The 15,016-nt window shown below is 75.3% G+C and carries 11 protein-coding genes; 10 read left to right on the plus strand and 1 reads right to left on the minus strand.

What is annotated here, in order from left to right; genetic code table 11:
- Window positions 1-97 precede the first annotated feature (97 nt).
- The 7 genes from ACPC54_RS24420 to ACPC54_RS24450 all read left to right on the plus strand — a co-directional run bounded on the left by ACPC54_RS24420 (window position 98) and on the right by ACPC54_RS24450 (window position 10,963).
- Window positions 98-3,970, plus strand: a complete 3,873-nt coding sequence (locus ACPC54_RS24420) for a Pls/PosA family non-ribosomal peptide synthetase (protein WP_498967660.1) — start codon at window positions 98-100, stop codon at window positions 3,968-3,970.
- Window positions 3,952-5,364, plus strand: a complete 1,413-nt coding sequence (locus ACPC54_RS24425) for a M1 family metallopeptidase (RefSeq protein WP_498967662.1) — start codon at window positions 3,952-3,954, stop codon at window positions 5,362-5,364. The genes ACPC54_RS24420 and ACPC54_RS24425 overlap by 19 nt, the downstream gene beginning before the upstream one ends.
- Before the next feature lie 70 nt (window positions 5,365-5,434).
- Window positions 5,435-6,838, plus strand: a complete 1,404-nt coding sequence (locus ACPC54_RS24430) for a serine hydrolase domain-containing protein (protein WP_498967663.1) — start codon at window positions 5,435-5,437, stop codon at window positions 6,836-6,838.
- Between the two features lie 293 nt (window positions 6,839-7,131).
- Entirely contained in the window at window positions 7,132-7,998 is an 867-nt protein-coding gene (locus ACPC54_RS24435) for a GNAT family N-acetyltransferase (RefSeq protein ID WP_498967664.1), read from the plus strand.
- The gene (locus ACPC54_RS24440; protein WP_498967665.1) at window positions 7,995-8,855 is read left to right on the plus strand and encodes a lysophospholipid acyltransferase family protein; all 861 of its coding nucleotides are present in this window, start codon (window positions 7,995-7,997) and stop codon (window positions 8,853-8,855) included. The genes ACPC54_RS24435 and ACPC54_RS24440 overlap by 4 nt, the downstream gene beginning before the upstream one ends.
- A 204-nt stretch (window positions 8,856-9,059) precedes the next feature.
- Window positions 9,060-10,319, plus strand: a complete 1,260-nt coding sequence (locus ACPC54_RS24445; RefSeq protein ID WP_498967667.1) for a beta-ketoacyl-[acyl-carrier-protein] synthase family protein — start codon at window positions 9,060-9,062, stop codon at window positions 10,317-10,319.
- Window positions 10,320-10,498: 179 nt separating this feature from the next.
- Complete coding sequence (locus ACPC54_RS24450; protein ID WP_498967668.1) at window positions 10,499-10,963, plus strand: hypothetical protein; 465 nt, start codon at window positions 10,499-10,501, stop codon at window positions 10,961-10,963.
- A gap of 194 nt (window positions 10,964-11,157) precedes the next feature.
- On the opposite strand, the gene mca is transcribed toward ACPC54_RS24450, so the two are convergent.
- Window positions 11,158-12,054 carry a mycothiol conjugate amidase Mca gene (gene mca / locus ACPC54_RS24455; RefSeq protein WP_498967669.1) on the minus strand — a complete coding sequence of 299 codons (897 nt, stop codon included), beginning with the start codon at window positions 12,052-12,054 and terminating at the stop codon, window positions 11,158-11,160.
- Between the two features lie 155 nt (window positions 12,055-12,209).
- Here mca and ACPC54_RS24460 point away from each other — a divergent pair, with 155 nt between their 5' ends.
- The 3 genes from ACPC54_RS24460 (at window position 12,210) to ACPC54_RS24470 (ending at window position 14,792) form a co-directional block, all read left to right on the plus strand.
- A complete protein-coding gene (locus ACPC54_RS24460; RefSeq protein ID WP_498967671.1) occupies window positions 12,210-12,980 on the plus strand; it encodes a TetR/AcrR family transcriptional regulator in 771 nt (256 codons plus the stop codon).
- Between the two features lie 93 nt (window positions 12,981-13,073).
- Entirely contained in the window at window positions 13,074-13,754 is a 681-nt protein-coding gene (locus ACPC54_RS24465; protein ID WP_498967673.1) for a DUF6445 family protein, read from the plus strand.
- Window positions 13,755-13,919: 165 nt separating this feature from the next.
- The gene (locus ACPC54_RS24470) at window positions 13,920-14,792 is read left to right on the plus strand and encodes a hypothetical protein (protein WP_498967675.1); all 873 of its coding nucleotides are present in this window, start codon (window positions 13,920-13,922) and stop codon (window positions 14,790-14,792) included.
- Window positions 14,793-15,016 lie beyond the last annotated feature (224 nt).

A 15,016-nucleotide genomic window follows, 5' to 3' on the forward strand; every position in this document is an offset into this window, starting at 1 on the left:
CCCCGGAGTGGGGTCACCCGGTCCGGGAGTGCTCCCACCGCCCCCAAGGGCCGGGCATCGATCGCACGGGGCGAGGACGAGGAGCGCAGGGTCCGCCATGACCGCTGAACCGCACCACGAACAGCAGCACACCACCGGGCCACGCGCCCTGTTCCCGGGCCGCCCGGCCGCCGCGCCGCGCACCCTGGTGGACGTCCTGGACGCCACCGTGCGCGCCCACCCCGACGAGCCGGCCCTGGACGACGGGCGCACCGTGCTCAGCTACCGCGCGCTGGCCGCCGAGGTCGAGCGGCTGCGCCGCCGGCTGGCCGCCGCCGGGATCGGGCCGGGCGACCGGGTGGGCGTGCGGGTGCCCTCGGGCACCAACGACCTGTACGTGTCGATCCTCGCCGTGCTCGCCGCCGGCGCCGCCTACGTGCCGGTGGACGCGGAGGACCCGGACGAGCGGGCCCAGCTGGTCTTCGGCGAGGCCGAGGTCGCCGCCGTCCTCGGCGCCGAGCGCGCCCTGACCACGACCGGCACCCGCGGGCCCGCCGGGGAGCACCGCCCCGCCCCGGCGGACGACGCGTGGATCATCTTCACCTCCGGCTCGACCGGAAAGCCCAAGGGCGTCGCCGTCACCCACCGCAACGCCGCCGCGTTCGTGGACGCCGAGGCCGCGCTGTTCCTCCAGGACGAGCCGATCGGCCCCGGTGACCGGGTGATGGCCGGCCTGTCCGTCGCGTTCGACGCGTCCTGCGAGGAGATGTGGCTGGCCTGGCGGCACGGCGCCTGCCTGGTGCCCGTCCCCCGCTCCCAGGTGCGCAGCGGCGCCGACCTCGGCCCGTGGCTGGCCGAGCAGGAGATCACCGTGGTCTCCACCGTGCCGACGCTGGCCGCGCTGTGGCCGGCCGAGGCGCTGAACGAGGTCCGGCTGCTGATCTTCGGCGGCGAGGCCTGCCCGCCCGAGCTGGTGCAGCGACTGGTCACCGAGGGCCGCGAGCTGTGGAACACCTACGGCCCGACCGAGGCCACCGTGGTCGCCTGCGCGGCGCTGCTGACCGGCGAGGGCCCGGTCCGGATCGGCCTGCCGCTGGACGGCTGGGACCTCGCCGTCGTCGACGAGGCCGGCGAGCCGGTCGCCCCCGGCGCCGCCGGGCAGCTGGTGATCGGCGGCGTCGGCCTGGCCCGCTACCTGGACCCGGAGAAGGACGCCGAGAAGTACGCGCCGCTGTCCTCACTCGGCTGGGAGCGCGCCTACCGCAGCGGCGACCTGGTCCAGGCCGACCCGGCCGGCCTGCTGTTCCTCGGCCGCACCGACGAGCAGATCAAGCTCGGCGGCCGCCGGATCGAGCTCGGCGAGGTGGACGCCGCGCTGCAGGCGCTGCCCGGGGTGGCCGGCGCGGCCGCCGCCGTGCGGACGGCGCGCGGCGGCAACCAGCTGCTGGTCGGCTACCTGGTCGTGCAGGACGGCTTCGACCGCGAGCAGGCCGTCGAGCGGCTGCGGGCCGAGCTGCCCGCCGCCCTGGTGCCGCTGCTCGCGCCCGTCGACACGCTGCCCACCCGCACCTCCGGCAAGGTCGACCGGGCCGCCCTGCCCTGGCCGCTGCCCGAACTGGAGGCCGCCGGGCCGAGCGAGCAGCTGTACGGCACCGAGGCCTGGCTGGCCGAGCAGTGGGCCGAGATCCTCGGCGTCCAGGTGGGCGGCGCGCGCGACGACTTCTTCGCGATCGGCGGCAGCAGCCTGGCCGCCGCCCGGCTGACCACCCTGCTGCGCACCCGCTACCCGAGCGCCGCCGTGCTGGACATCTACCAGCACCCGACGCTGCGCAAGCTCGCCCGCCACCTGGAGCGCACCGCCGCGGACGGCGGCGAGGCCCGCACCGTCGCCCTGGTGCCGACCAGGGCCAAGCTGCTGCAGCTGCTCCTGCTGGTCCCGCTGTTCACGGTGGTCGGCCTGCGCTGGACGGTCGCCCTGCTGGCCGCCGGGAACCTGCTCTCCCACCTCGGCGACTTCCCGTGGGCGCCCACCGCCTCGTGGTGGGCGGTCGGCGCGGGCGCGCTCGCGCTGTACAGCGCGCCGGGCCGGCTCGCGATCGGGGCCGGCGGCGCCCGGCTGCTGCTGCGCGGCCTGCGGCCCGGCAGCTACCCGCGCGGCGGCGCCGTGCACCTGCGGCTGTGGGCGGCCGAGCGGCTCGCCGAACTGAGCGGCGCCACCGAACTGTCCGGCGCCTGGCTGGTCCCCTACGCCCGCGTGCTGGGCGCCAAGGTCGCGAAGGAGGTGGACCTGCACTCGCTGCCGCCCGTCACCGGGATGCTCAAGCTGGGCCGGGGCTGCGCCGTCGAGGCCGAGGTCGACCTGTGCGGCTACTGGCTGGACGGCGACCGGCTGGAGGTCGGCCAGGTCAAGGTCGGCGCCGACGCGGTGGTCGGCACCCGTTCGACGCTGCTGCCCGGTGCCCGGGTCGGCAAGCGCGCCCAGGTGCTGCCCGGCTCCAGCGTCACCGGCCAGGTGCCGACCGGCCAGCGCTGGGGCGGCGCGCCCGCCGTCAAGCTGGGCCGGGCCACCTGGTCCTGGCCCGCGGAGCCCCCGGTCCGCCGGCCGGCCTGGGCCGCGGTCTACGGCGCCGGCGACGCCGTGCTCGGCCTGCTCCCGGTGCTGCCCGCCGTGGCCGGGCTGGCCGTGCTCTCCCGCTTCGTCGACCAGGGCGCGAGCCTCGGCCCGGCGCTCGGCGGCGCACTGCTCGGCCTGCTGCCCGCCACCCTGGCGTACGGCACTGTGTACGCGGCGCAGCTGGTGGCGCTGGTCCGGCTGCTGAGCATCGGCCTGGCGCCCGGGGTGCACCCGCTGCAGGGCCGGGTCAGCTGGCAGGCGTGGACCGTCACCCAGCTGATGGACCGGGCCCGCGAGGTGCTGTTCCCGCTGTACGCCGGGCTGGTGACACCGCTGTGGCTGCGGGCGCTCGGGATGCGGGTCGGCCGGGGCGCCGAGGTGTCCACGGTGCTGGCGCTGCCCAGCCTGACCACGGTCGGCGACGGCGCGTTCCTCGCCGACGACACCCTGATCGCGCCCTACGAGCTGGGCGGCGGCTGGATGCGCCTGGGCGAGGCCAAGGTCGGCGAACGGGCCTTCCTCGGCAACTCGGGGATGACCGCGCCGGGCCGCTCGGTGCCCAAGCGGGGCCTGGTGGGCGTGCTGTCGGCGACGCCGGAGAAGGCGAAGAAGGGCAGCTCCTACCTGGGCATGCCGCCGATGCGGCTGCCGCGCGCCGCGGACGAGGCCGACCAGAGCCTGACGTACGAGCCGCCGACCCGGCTGCTGTGGGCGCGCGGGCTGGTCGAGCTGGCCCGGCTGCTGCCGGTGCTCGCCTCGGGGGCGCTGGGGCTGCTGACCGTGGCGGCGCTGTCCTGGCTGGCGGACGGCTCCGTCCTGCTCGCCGCGCTGCTCTCCGGCCTGGTGTTGCTGGCGGCGGGCGGCCTGGCCTGCCTGGTCGCGGTGGCCGCGAAGTGGCTGCTGGTCGGGCGATTCCGGGCGGTGGAGCATCCGCTGTGGAGCGGCTTCGTGTGGCGCAACGAGCTGGCGGACACCTTCGTCGAGGTGCTGGCGGTGCCGTGGCTGGTCGGCGCGGTGCCGGGCACCCCGGTGCTGAACCTGTGGCTGCGGGCGCTGGGCGCGCGCGTCGGGCAGGGCGTCTGGTGCGAGAGCTACTGGCTGCCGGAGGCGGACCTGGTCACCCTCGGCGACGGCGTCAGCATCAACCGGGGCTGCGTGGTGCAGACCCACCTCTTCCACGACCGGATCATGCGGATGGATACTGTGGTCCTCCGCGAGGGCGCCACCCTGGGCCCGGGCGGGATCGTGCTGCCCGGCAGCACGGTGGGCGCGCGCAGCACGCTGGGCCCGGCCTCGCTGGTGATGCGTGCCGAGTCCGTCCCCGCCGACACGCGGTGGCTGGGCAACCCCATCGAGGCATGGCAGACCACGTCGTGACCACCCCCGAGACCGCCCGTCCCGGCCCGCAGGAAGCGCCCGTCCCCGTGAAGCCCAAGCACGCCCCGGCCGCCGCCGGCGCCCCGGACCCGTACTTCCCGACCAGCGGCGACCACCGCTACCGGGTGCACCGCTACGAACTCGCCGTCGACTACCGGCCCGGGCCCAACCGGCTGGCCGGCTCGGCCCGGCTGACCGCGGTGGCCGACGCCGCGCTGGCCGAGTTCGCGCTCGACCTGGCCGAGTTCCGGATCGGCCGGGTGCTGGTCGACGGCAAGGCCGCCCGCTACACCCACCGCGGCGGCAAGCTGCGGGTGCGCCCGGCCAAGGCCCTGGCGGCGGGCGCCGCCTTCACCGTCGAGGTGCACTACACCGGCAACCCGCGCCCGGTGCGCAGCCCGTGGGGCGGCCTGGGCTGGGAGGAGCTGTCGGAGGGCGCGCTGGTGGCCAGTCAGCCGATCGGCGCGCCGTCCTGGTTCCCGTGCAACGACCGGCCCGCCGACAAGGCCTCCTACCAGCTGTCGGTCACCACGCCGTCCCCGTTCACCGTGGTGGCGAGCGGCCGGCTGCTGACCCGCACCACCCGGGCGTCCAGCACCACCTGGGTGTACGAGCAGAGCGCGCCGACCTCGCCGTACCTGGTGACGGTGTCGATCGGACCGTACCGGCCGGTGCCGCTGACCGAGCGCTCCGGCCCGATGGCCGGGCCGGGCCACGTGCCGCAGACCGGGTACGTGCCGGAGCGGCTGGCCGCCGACTTCGCCCGGGACTTCGCCCGGCAGCCCGCGATGATGGCCTTCTTCGACGAGGCGTTCGGGCCGTACCCCTTCGGCGAGTACGCGGTGGTGGTGGCGGACGAGGAACTGGACGTTCCCGTCGAGGCGCAGGGCGTCGCCACCTTCGGCACCAACCACCTCGGCGGCGGCTGGGAGCGCGAGCGGCTGATCGCGCACGAGCTGGCCCACCAGTGGTTCGGCAACAGCGTCTCGATCGCCGACTGGCGGCACATCTGGCTCAACGAGGGCTTCGCCAAGTACGCGGAGTGGCTGTGGTCCGAGCACGCCGGCGGCCCGGCGGCGGCCACCCACGCGGCCGCCGCGCACCACCTGCTGGCCGGTCTGCCGCAGGACCTCCGGCTGGCCGACCCGGGCCGCAAGCTGATGTTCGACGACCGGCTGTACCAGCGCGGCGGCCTCGCCGTGCACGCATTGCGCCGCGCGCTCGGCGACGACGCGTTCTTCGCCATGCTGCGGGACTGGACGGCCGTGCACCGGGGCGGCGCCGTGGGCACCGAGGACCTGCTGCTGCACGCCGCCCGGTACACCGACGGGCCGCTCGGCCCGCTGTTCGAGGCCTGGCTGCACCGGCCGGAGCTTCCGCCGCTGCCGCTCTGACGGCTGACCGTTGCCGCTCCGACGATTAATCGGCCGACTCCGGGGGCGGGCTGGGCTACTGTCCGTCCCCATGCCGACGAGTTTCCCAGAACACCTGACCGAGCTGCCCGGCGAGTTGCTGCCGGACACCCGCCGCGCGCTGTTCCACCAGGTCGCCCTGGCCCAGTCCGAGGGGCGCGCGCCCGCCGTGGTGGCCGGCGTGGTCCGGGACGGGCAGCCGGTCTGGACCGGCGCGCGCAGCATGATCGACGGGCACGCACCCACCCCGGACGTGCAGTTCCGGATCGGCTCGCTCACCAAGACCTTCGTAGCCGTCCTGGTGGTGCGGCTGCGCGACGAGGGCCTGCTCGACCTCGGCGACCCGCTCGGCCGCCACCTGCCCGGCACCCCCGCCGACGCGGCCACCGTCGCCCAGCTGCTCGCGCACTCCGCCGGGCTCGCGGCCGAGACGCCCCCGCCGTGGTGGGAGCGGACCGATGGCGCGCTGCGGCCCGGACTCGCCGACCTGCTGGAGGCCGAACACCCGGTCAAGCACCCGGCCGGGCGCCGGCACCACTACTCCAACCCCGGCTACGCGCTGCTCGGCGCCCTGGTCGAGCGGCTGCGCGGCGAGCCGTGGGGCGAGGTGCTGCGGCGCGAGGTGCTGGCGCCGCTCGGCATGGACCGCACCACGCTGCTGCCCGAGCACCCGCACGCCGGCGGCTTCGCCGTCCACCCGTGGGCCGACGTCATGATGCCCGAACCGCTCACCGACACCGGCCTGATGGGCCCGGCCGGCCAACTCTGGTCCACCGGCGCCGACCTGGCCCGCTGGGCGGCCTTCCTCGCGGCCGGCGACGACAAGGTGTTGGGCGCCGACTCGCTCGCCGAGATGCGCCGCCCGGCGATCGGCCCGGAGGACGAGGACTGGACCTCCGCCTACGGACTCGGCCTGCAACTGCGCCGCCACGAGGGCCGGGTGCTGTACGGGCACTCCGGCTCGATGCCCGGCTTCACCGCCGGTCTGTGGGTCAGCGAGGCGGACGGCCTGGCCGCCTTCGCCCTGGCCAACGCCACCAGCGGCGCCAACACCCAGCTGCTGGCCGCCGAGTTGATCGCGCTCACCGCCGAACGCGAGCCCCGGCTGCCCGAGCCCTGGCGCCCGCTGCCCGAGGTGGACGAGGAGCTGCTGGCACTCACCGGCCCGTGGTACTGGGGCGCCACACCCAACATCCTGCGGCTGCGGCCGGGCCGCGTCCTGGAGTTGACGTCGCTGGCCGGCCACGGCCGGAGCGCCCGGTTCCGGCCGCAGCCGGACGGCACCTGGCTCGGCCTCGACCGCTACTACGCGGGCGAGACCCTGCGGGTGGTCCGGAACTCCGATGGCACGATCGGGCACTTGGACGTCGGCTCCTTCGTTTACACCCGCGAGCCGTACGGTCCGGGCGGGGCGGTGCCGGGCGGCGTCGACCCGCAGGGCTGGCGCGCGTACTGAGCCCTCCGGCGGGGGCGCGCGTCGACGGCGCACGCCCCCGCCGTGCACCACGCCCCCGGGGGCTGTCCACCCCCGGCGAACGAGCGTCCGGTGCCCGGCAGATGGCCACCAGGCCACGGGTGGTCCCATTCAGCAGCTGCACATCTGCGCTCCGCCGCGCGGCAACGTGAATGCCAACCGGCTCGGACAGACATACGGTGACCGGTTCGCGTCCCCGCTCCACCGCCTGCGAACCGGGACGGTGCCCTGGCGATGCCAGGCACCGCCGATCGTGCTGCCCTGGAGGGTCCGCCATGACCACCGTCCCCACGTACGCTCCGACCGCAGTCGCCCCCGCCCAGCAGGCCCCGGCGGTGCCCGCGCCCCGCCGACAGCCGGCCCAGGCCCCGGCCCAGACCCAGGCCCCGAAGGCCGACCCGGCCGCCTACACCGTCTCCCTCGCCCGCGACGAGGACGACGTGCGCGCCGCCCAGCGGCTGCGCCACCAGGTGTTCGCCGCCGAGCTCGGCGCCGTCCTGCACAGCCCGCTCGCCGGCCTCGACGTCGACCCCTTCGACGAGTTCTGCGACCACCTCCTCGTCCGCGAGAGCGAGCACGGCACGGTCGTCGGCACCTACCGGCTGCTGCGCCCCGAGGCCGCCCGCCGGGCCGGCCGGCTCTACTCGGACGGCGAGTTCGACCTCTCCGCGCTCGCGCCCGTCCGCCCCGGCCTGGTCGAACTCGGCCGCTCCTGCATCCACCCCGACCACCGGGGCAACGGCGCCGTCATCAACCTGATGTGGGGCGGCATCGCCCGCTACCTCGCCGACACCGGCAACACCTGGGTCGGCGGCTGCTGCTCCATCGACCTGGCGGACGGCGGCGCCACCGCGGCCCGGGTCTGGGACACCGTCAGCGCCAAGTACCTGGCGCCCGCCGAGTACCGCGTCACCCCGCGCCGCCGCTGGGACGCCACCGGCGTGCCGCGCGCCGCGCAGGGCGCCCTGCCGGCCCTGCTCCGCGGCTACCTGCGGCTCGGCGCCTGGGTCTGCGGCGAGGCCGCCCACGACCCCGACTTCGGCTGCGCCGACCTGTACGTGCTGCTCTCGCTGGAGCGCACCGACCCGCGCTACCTGCGGCACTTCCTCTCCGGGGCGGCCGCCCTGGGCACCTCCTCATGAGCGTCTGGCTGCCGACCGCGCCCTGCCGGCCGGAGACCTGCCTGGCCGGGCACGCGCCGGAGGTCTCCCGCCCCCGGCGGGCGCTGCGGCTGACCGCCTGCCTCGCGGTCGTGCTGGCCGGGGTGGCGCTGATCCTGCCGGTGCGGCTGCTGCCCTACGGCACCCAGGACCGCCTGGTCCGGTTCTGGGCCCGGCTGGTGCTGCGCAGCCTCGGGGTGACGGTCTACCTGACCGGGGCCGGGACCGGTACCAGGGCCGGGACCGGGGCCGGCCTCGGTGCCGCCGGCGGGGCGGGGGCCGGCGGCGGGGTACTGGTGGTCGCCAACCACGTGTCCTGGCTGGACATCCCGCTGCTCGCGGCCGGCCGGCCGGGGCGGTCGCTGGCCAAGACCGAGGTCCGGCAGTGGCCGGTGCTCGGGCCGCTGGTCGCCTGGGGCGGCACCGTCTTCCTGGACCGGGACCGGCTGCGGACCCTGCCGGACACCGTGGCGGCGGTCGCCGAGGTGCTCCGCGACGGGCGGCCGGTGATCGTCTTCCCGGAGGGATCGACGTGGTGCGGGCTGGAGAGCGGACGCTTCCGGCCCGCGCTGTTCCAGGCCGCGGTGGACGCCGGCGCCCTCGTCCAACCGGTGACGATCCGCTACCGGCTGGCGGACGGTCGCCCCACCAGCGTGCCGGCCTTCGTCGGCGACGACGGACTGCTCACCTCGCTGGCCCGGGTCGTCGCGGTGCGCGGCCTGGTCGCGGAGGTGACGTTCCGGCCGCCGATCCCCCCGCCCCCGCCGCACCCCACCCGCGCGGGTGCCCGCCGGGAGCTGGCCCGCGCGGCGCAGGCGGCGGTCGAAGGCATCCGCTGACCCCCTGCCACACCGTCCTGTCATTGTGAGAACTCGACAATTCCACGCGCGCGGCTCCGTTGATCACGGCACCTGATGGTGTGTAACTCCGCTGGAAGAGTGGCAGATGCCGTGATCACCTCGCGTTCCGGCTTCGGACGTGAGGTGTGTCTCATCCACAAAGGGGGCTGTTCGATGACAACGGGTATTTCGGGTACGACGGGCATGGGTGGCGCGCGTGGCACGAGTGACACGGCCGGTACGGCCGGTGCGACGAAGGTCGTGGTGACCGGCCTGGGAGCCACCACGCCGCTCGGCGGCGACATCCCGTCGACCTGGGCCGGGCTGCTGGCCGGGGACTCCGGGATCAGCGCGATCGAGGAGGACTGCGCGGCCCAGCTGCCGGTGCGGATCGCGGGCCGACTGCGCGTCGAGCCCGGCGAGGTGATCGACCGGGTGCAGGCCCGGCGGCTGGACCGGTGCGAGCAGATCGCGCTGATCGCCGCCCGCGAGGCGTGGGCCGACGCCGGGCGGCCCGCCGTCGAACCGGAACGCCTCGCCGTGGTGATCGGCACCGGCACCGGCGGCGCACTGAGCATGCTGGCCCAGGACGACGTCCTGGAGGCCTCCGGCGTGCGCAAGGTCTCGCCCCACACCGTGCCGATGCTGATGGCCAACGGGCCCGCGGCCTGGGTCAGCATCGAGCTCGGCGCCCGGGGCGGTGCCCACACTCCCGTCAGCGCCTGCGCCTCGGGGGCCGAGGCGATCGCGATGGGCCTCGACCTGATCCGCCTGGGGCGCGCGGACGTCGTCGTCGCGGGCGGGGCCGAGGCCTGCATCCACCCCCTCCCGCTGGCCGGGTTCGCGCAGGCCAAGGCCCACTCCACCCGCAACGACGCGCCCCAGGAGGCGTCCAGGCCGTTCGACGCCCACCGGGACGGCTTCGTCATCGGTGAAGGGGCGGCCCTGGTCGTCCTGGAACGGGCCGACTTCGCGGCCGCCCGCGCCGCCCGTGTGCACGCCGTCCTGGCCGGCGCAGGGGTCACCTCCGACGCGCACCACATCACCTCCGCCCACCCGGAGGGGCAGGTCCGCGCGATGCGCCTCGCCCTCGCGTCGGCCGGGCTCGACCCGCTCGACATCCAGCACGTGCACGCCCACGCGACCTCCACCCCGAAGGGCGACCTCACCGAGGCCGAGTCCATCGCCGAGGCCATCGGCCTGCACCCGGCCGTCACCGCCACCAAGTCGATGACCGGGCACCTCTTCGGCGCCGCCGGCGCCCTCGGAGCCGTCTCCGTGATCCTCTCCCTCCGCGACCGGGTCATCCCCGCCACTCGCAACCTCGACGACCTCGACCCGCAGGTGAAGCTCGACGTCGTCGCCGGCCGGCCGCGACGCGGCACGCTCGGCGCGGCGCTCACCAACTCCTTCGGATTCGGCGGGCACAACGCCTCGCTCGTCTTCACCGCCGAGCGGGCCTGACCGCCCGGATCCTCACCGCCCGGGTGCCGCCCGGCGCACGCCCGACGGCACCCGGCCGGCCCCGCCCGTACCCGGAGAGGGCCTCCGCCGCCCCTTCGGCACCACCGAACCCGCCCGTCCCCGACCACCGCTACGATGCCCCGAACGCAAAGAACAGGTAAAGTGACGGTGGGGCGGGCATGACCGGGGACCAGGCAAACGCGCACACGGGCGCATCCGAGGCCGTCGAGGCGGACGGCGGACCGTCGACCACCCATCAGCCCGGCGACCCGACACCCGTCCCCGGCGGCCAGGTCGGCCCGGTGACCTTCGTCCTCCAGAAGGCCGGAGGCTGCCTCGGCGAGCTGGTCGGCGAAGTGGTCGGCGGCCTCCTCCTCATGGCCCTCACCACCGCCTCGCTCGCCGGGACGTTCCACGTCGCCCAGCACCTCCACCGGGCCAGCGCCGCCGGCGCCTACGCGCTGGCCGCACTCGGCCTGCTGGCCGTGGTCCACGGCATCCGACACCTTCGCCGGCCCAAGGAACGGCGCAGCCGGATCGGGCGGATCACCGCCGCCGTCACCGCCGTCCTCGGCGGCTGGCTGGCCGCGTGCGTCGGGTACGCCTCCTTCGACGCGGCCTTCGACCTGAACCTCGGACTCTGATCGGAGGCATACCGGCGCACGGGCTCGCCGATCGCCGCGCACGACCGGCCGGGCGCGACCATCCACGAGTTCGCGGCACTGTTCCTTCCCCACAGTCGCTCAGGTCCTCAATTCGCCACCTCCCCTCCCTTCCCTTCTCCGGGCTGCCTGAGGTTCTTGCGTCACCCTTCGCCCATTACCGCTCTACACCCGCATCATTCACACTCCTCTCCAGGGCGCAGCCCGGCGAACAGGTCGGTCTCGATCCGGCCGCCTCCCCTCGGTGTCGGCACCAGGCACTGGGCCAGGTGGTAGTCCTCGGTCGGCCAGACCTCGCGCTCGATGCCCCTGGGGTGGGCCATGAACGCCACGCCCGGCTGCACCTGGGTGGCGTGCGCCAGCAACGCCGCGTCCCGTACCGCGAACTGCTCGGCGCAGGCGATCCGGGTGGTGGTGGCCAGGGCGGGAGGGGTGTCGGGCCAGCCGGCCAGCAGCTCCCCCATGGCCGAGGGCACGCCCCGCTCCGTCATGGCGTCATGCAGGGTCTGGAACCAGGCCCGGGAGAGGGCGAGGTGGTAGTAGAGCTTCGCCACCTGCCAGGGCTCGCCCGCCTCCGGGTAGCGGGCCGGATCGGCCGCGGCCTCGAACGCCGCGACCGCGACCCGATGGGTCATCACGTGGTCGGGATGGGGGTACCCGCCGGTCTCGTCGTAGGTGATCACGACGTGCGGACGGAACTCCCGGATCAGCGCGACCAGCGGCGCCGCCGCGACCTCCACCGGCTGGGCGGCGAAGCAGCCCTCGGGCAGCGGTTCGTCCGGGCCGGGCATCCCGGAGTCGACGAAGCCCAGGAACTGCTGGCGCACGCCGAGGATCTCCCGGGCGGCGGCCATCTCCGCCCGGCGGATCCGGGCCAGATCGGCCCGGACCTCGGGCCGGTCCAGCGCCGGATTGAGCACCGATCCGCGCTCGCCGCCGGTGCAGGTCGCGACCAGGACGTCCACGCCCTCGGCGGCGTAGCGGGCAAGGGTCGCCGCACCCTTGCTGGACTCGTCGTCCGGGTGGGCGTGCACGGTGAGCAGGCGCAGGCCGCCGGAGTGCTGGGTCAACATGCTTGCCTCCACGGTCGATCGGTCGGTGACCGGCGATCGGCGACCGCCCGTCCGGCGGCCTCCCCGACCGCCCGGAGCGAACTTAGGGCGAACACACTCATTAGGTCAAGCCTATTTTCTGTGCCCGACCCACCGACCCGCGCTAGACTCCCCCCATGACGAAGCCCAGGCCCGACAGCGACACCCACCCCGCCACCACCCCCGCCACCACCCCCGCCACCGACGCGGCCACCCCCGCCACGCCCGCCACCCCCACCCCCAAGCTCCGCGAGCTGAACAAGCGCCGCACCCGCGAGGCCATCTCGCACGCCGCGACCAGGCTCTTCATCGACCGGGGCTTCGACCGCACCACCATCGCCGAGGTCGCGGCCGCCGCCGGCGTCGCCAAGATGACCGTCACCAACCACTTCCCGCGCAAGGAGGACCTCCTGTTCGACCTGCACGAGGAGCTCGCCGGCCGGCTCGCCCGCACGGTCGCCGACCGCGCCCCCGGCGAGTCCGCCCTCGCCGCGCTGCGCCGCGACTGCCTGGCCGCGCTCGACCGGCACGACGCCCGACTCGGCTTCGCCGAGCAAGCCTTCGCCCGCACCGTCGCGGACAGCCCCGCCCTGCTCGCCCGGCTGCGCGAGCTGCACGAGCAGGGCGAGACCGCCCTGGCCGAGGCACTGGCCGGGGCGCTGGCCGAACCCGCCCACTCCGCCCCCGCCGACGACGCGGCCACCACCGTCGACTTCGAGAGCCGGGTCGCCGCCGCCCTGCTCGCCGCCGTCGACCGGGCGGTGTTCGCCGAGGTGTTCCACCGTGTCCTGGCCGGCGAGGAGCACGCCGCCGTGACGGCCGCCGTCCGCCCCTCGGTGATCCAGGCCTTCGACCGCCTGGAGGGCCCCCTCGGCAACTTCGCCGTCCGCTCCGACCCGAGCCGGTGATCAGAACCGGCCACCCGCCCCGAGCTCGCACTTGACGAAAAGTTGACCTGTTCACGGCAGAAGGTTGAAGCATCCCGCCCCTATCGTCGGCGCATGCCCTCACAGCCCATCAGGCCCACCGCCCTGCCGGTCCTGCCGTACCGCAAGCCCACCCGCGGCCGGGACTACTGGGTCCTGGACAACGTCCTGCCCGACCCGGACGCCGTCCGCGAGCGCGTCCTGACCCGCGGCGACTGGACCGAGGGCTACCCCCACCGCCCCGAGACCTGGCCCGGCCTGCGCACCATGCCCGGCCTCGAACCGGACGAGCTGGCCCGCGTCGAGTCCCTGGTCCGCAAGGCCACCGGCGCCTCCCGGCTCTGGGTCCAGAGCACCCCGGGCGGCGGCACGCTCAACCACAACTGCGTCCAGCTCGTCGGCGCCGGCGAGTCGGAGTCCCGCCCGCACACCGACTCCCGCGCGCTCTGCCGCTACGCCGCCGTGCTCTACCTCAGCCCGGGCGCGCCGAAGGACGCCGGCACCAGCTTCTACCGCCAGCAGTTCCCCGGCGGCCGACTCGGCGGCAACCTGGTCAACGCCCCGCACAACAACCTGGTCGAAGCGCTCGGCACCCGGCACGTGCCGGCCGACCACTTCACCGAGGACGTCCGCGTCCCCAACCGCTACAACCAACTGCTGCTCTACCACGCCAACCTCATCCACAGCGCCACGAACTACTACGGCACCGAGCTGCCGGAGCGCCGGATGACGGCGGTCTTCTTCTGGATGGCCTGAGGCCCGTACCGGAGTCCGCCCGGGGCTCGCGAGCACCCCTCAGGTCCCGTGCCCCCGGGCCGACTGCGGATCCTCGACCGGAGCAGCCGAAGCCGGCAACCGGTCCGCAGCCGGCAACCGGTGCCTGCCCCTCCGGTTGTCAGCGCTGTCGCCCATCATGACGTGGTGCCACCGCCACCCGATCTGCACCCGGTCCGCCTTTCCACCCGTGAACCCGGGCCCTACGCCCACCGCCCGCGGCTCCTCACGGAAGAGCTGTTCTGGTGGGGCCATCTGCAGCCCTGCCTGCGGGGCGGCGTGCCCCGGTCCTGGCTCGGGCCGCACGATCCCGACGCCGAGCGGGACTTCAGGCGCCGCCTGTGGCGTGCGGGCGACCGGCCCGCGTTCACGGTGCCGTTGTCCGGCGGCCTGCGCCTGCACGTGGTCTACGAGAACGCGGGCGAAGATCCGAGCGTGGAATACGTGGCCCACCACCCCTCCTGGGAGGAGGCCGAGGTCCTGGCCCGCGACTCCGGACACTGGCGGGGCCCGGGCCTGTCCTGGTCCGAGCTGACCGCGGCCGCCGACAACGCGCTGCCGGGCGGAACCACCATCGACCCCGACACCCGGCTGCTCCTGCTGCTCCCCGCACTGGGCGATGCCGACCTGCCACCGGCGGCGGCAAAGCGGCTTGCCGCGGTCCTGCGCGCCCGCCTCGGCGCCGCGCAGCCCGGCCGGCTCGCCGCCTTCATGCTCCGCCGTCAGGGCATGGCGGGCCCCGCCCGGTGGAGCGCCGGTGCACACGGGGTCCGGGTCGACGACGGCCGGTACTCCTTCCGCAATCCGGAGAACCGTGACGCGATGCCCGACTGCCGGCTGGCCCAGCTGTCGGCCGCCCTGGACCCGGCCCACGCCAGCACCCCCGGCGGGGTGTGCCCCACCGGGGGTCCGTCCGACGGCTGCCGGGTCGAGCCCCGTTCCACCACGGCCTGTCCCCGCCGGGCCGAGTACCGGAGCTGGCTCGCCGCTCTTCTCGCGGAATCCTCGCCCCTGTTCTGATCGCCGACTGTCCGCTGGCCTCACTGCCGAGGGGCGAAGGCGGCCCGGACGATGCGCTCGGCGACCGGGTTCATGGTCGTGGCCTTGGCTTCGGTCGCATTGACCGAGTGGACGAGGGTGCGGGACAAGTCCCTGGTCCCGCGATGAGTGTGAGGGCAAGGGTCGACCCCGACCGACGACATCCAGGATCAGGGCGGGCCGAGCCGCCGCGGTGGCAGTCGCGC

Origin of the sequence: Kitasatospora sp. NPDC094028 (genome assembly GCF_049543595.1) — a bacterium.
Taxonomy (GTDB): Bacteria; Actinomycetota; Actinomycetes; order Streptomycetales; family Streptomycetaceae; genus Kitasatospora.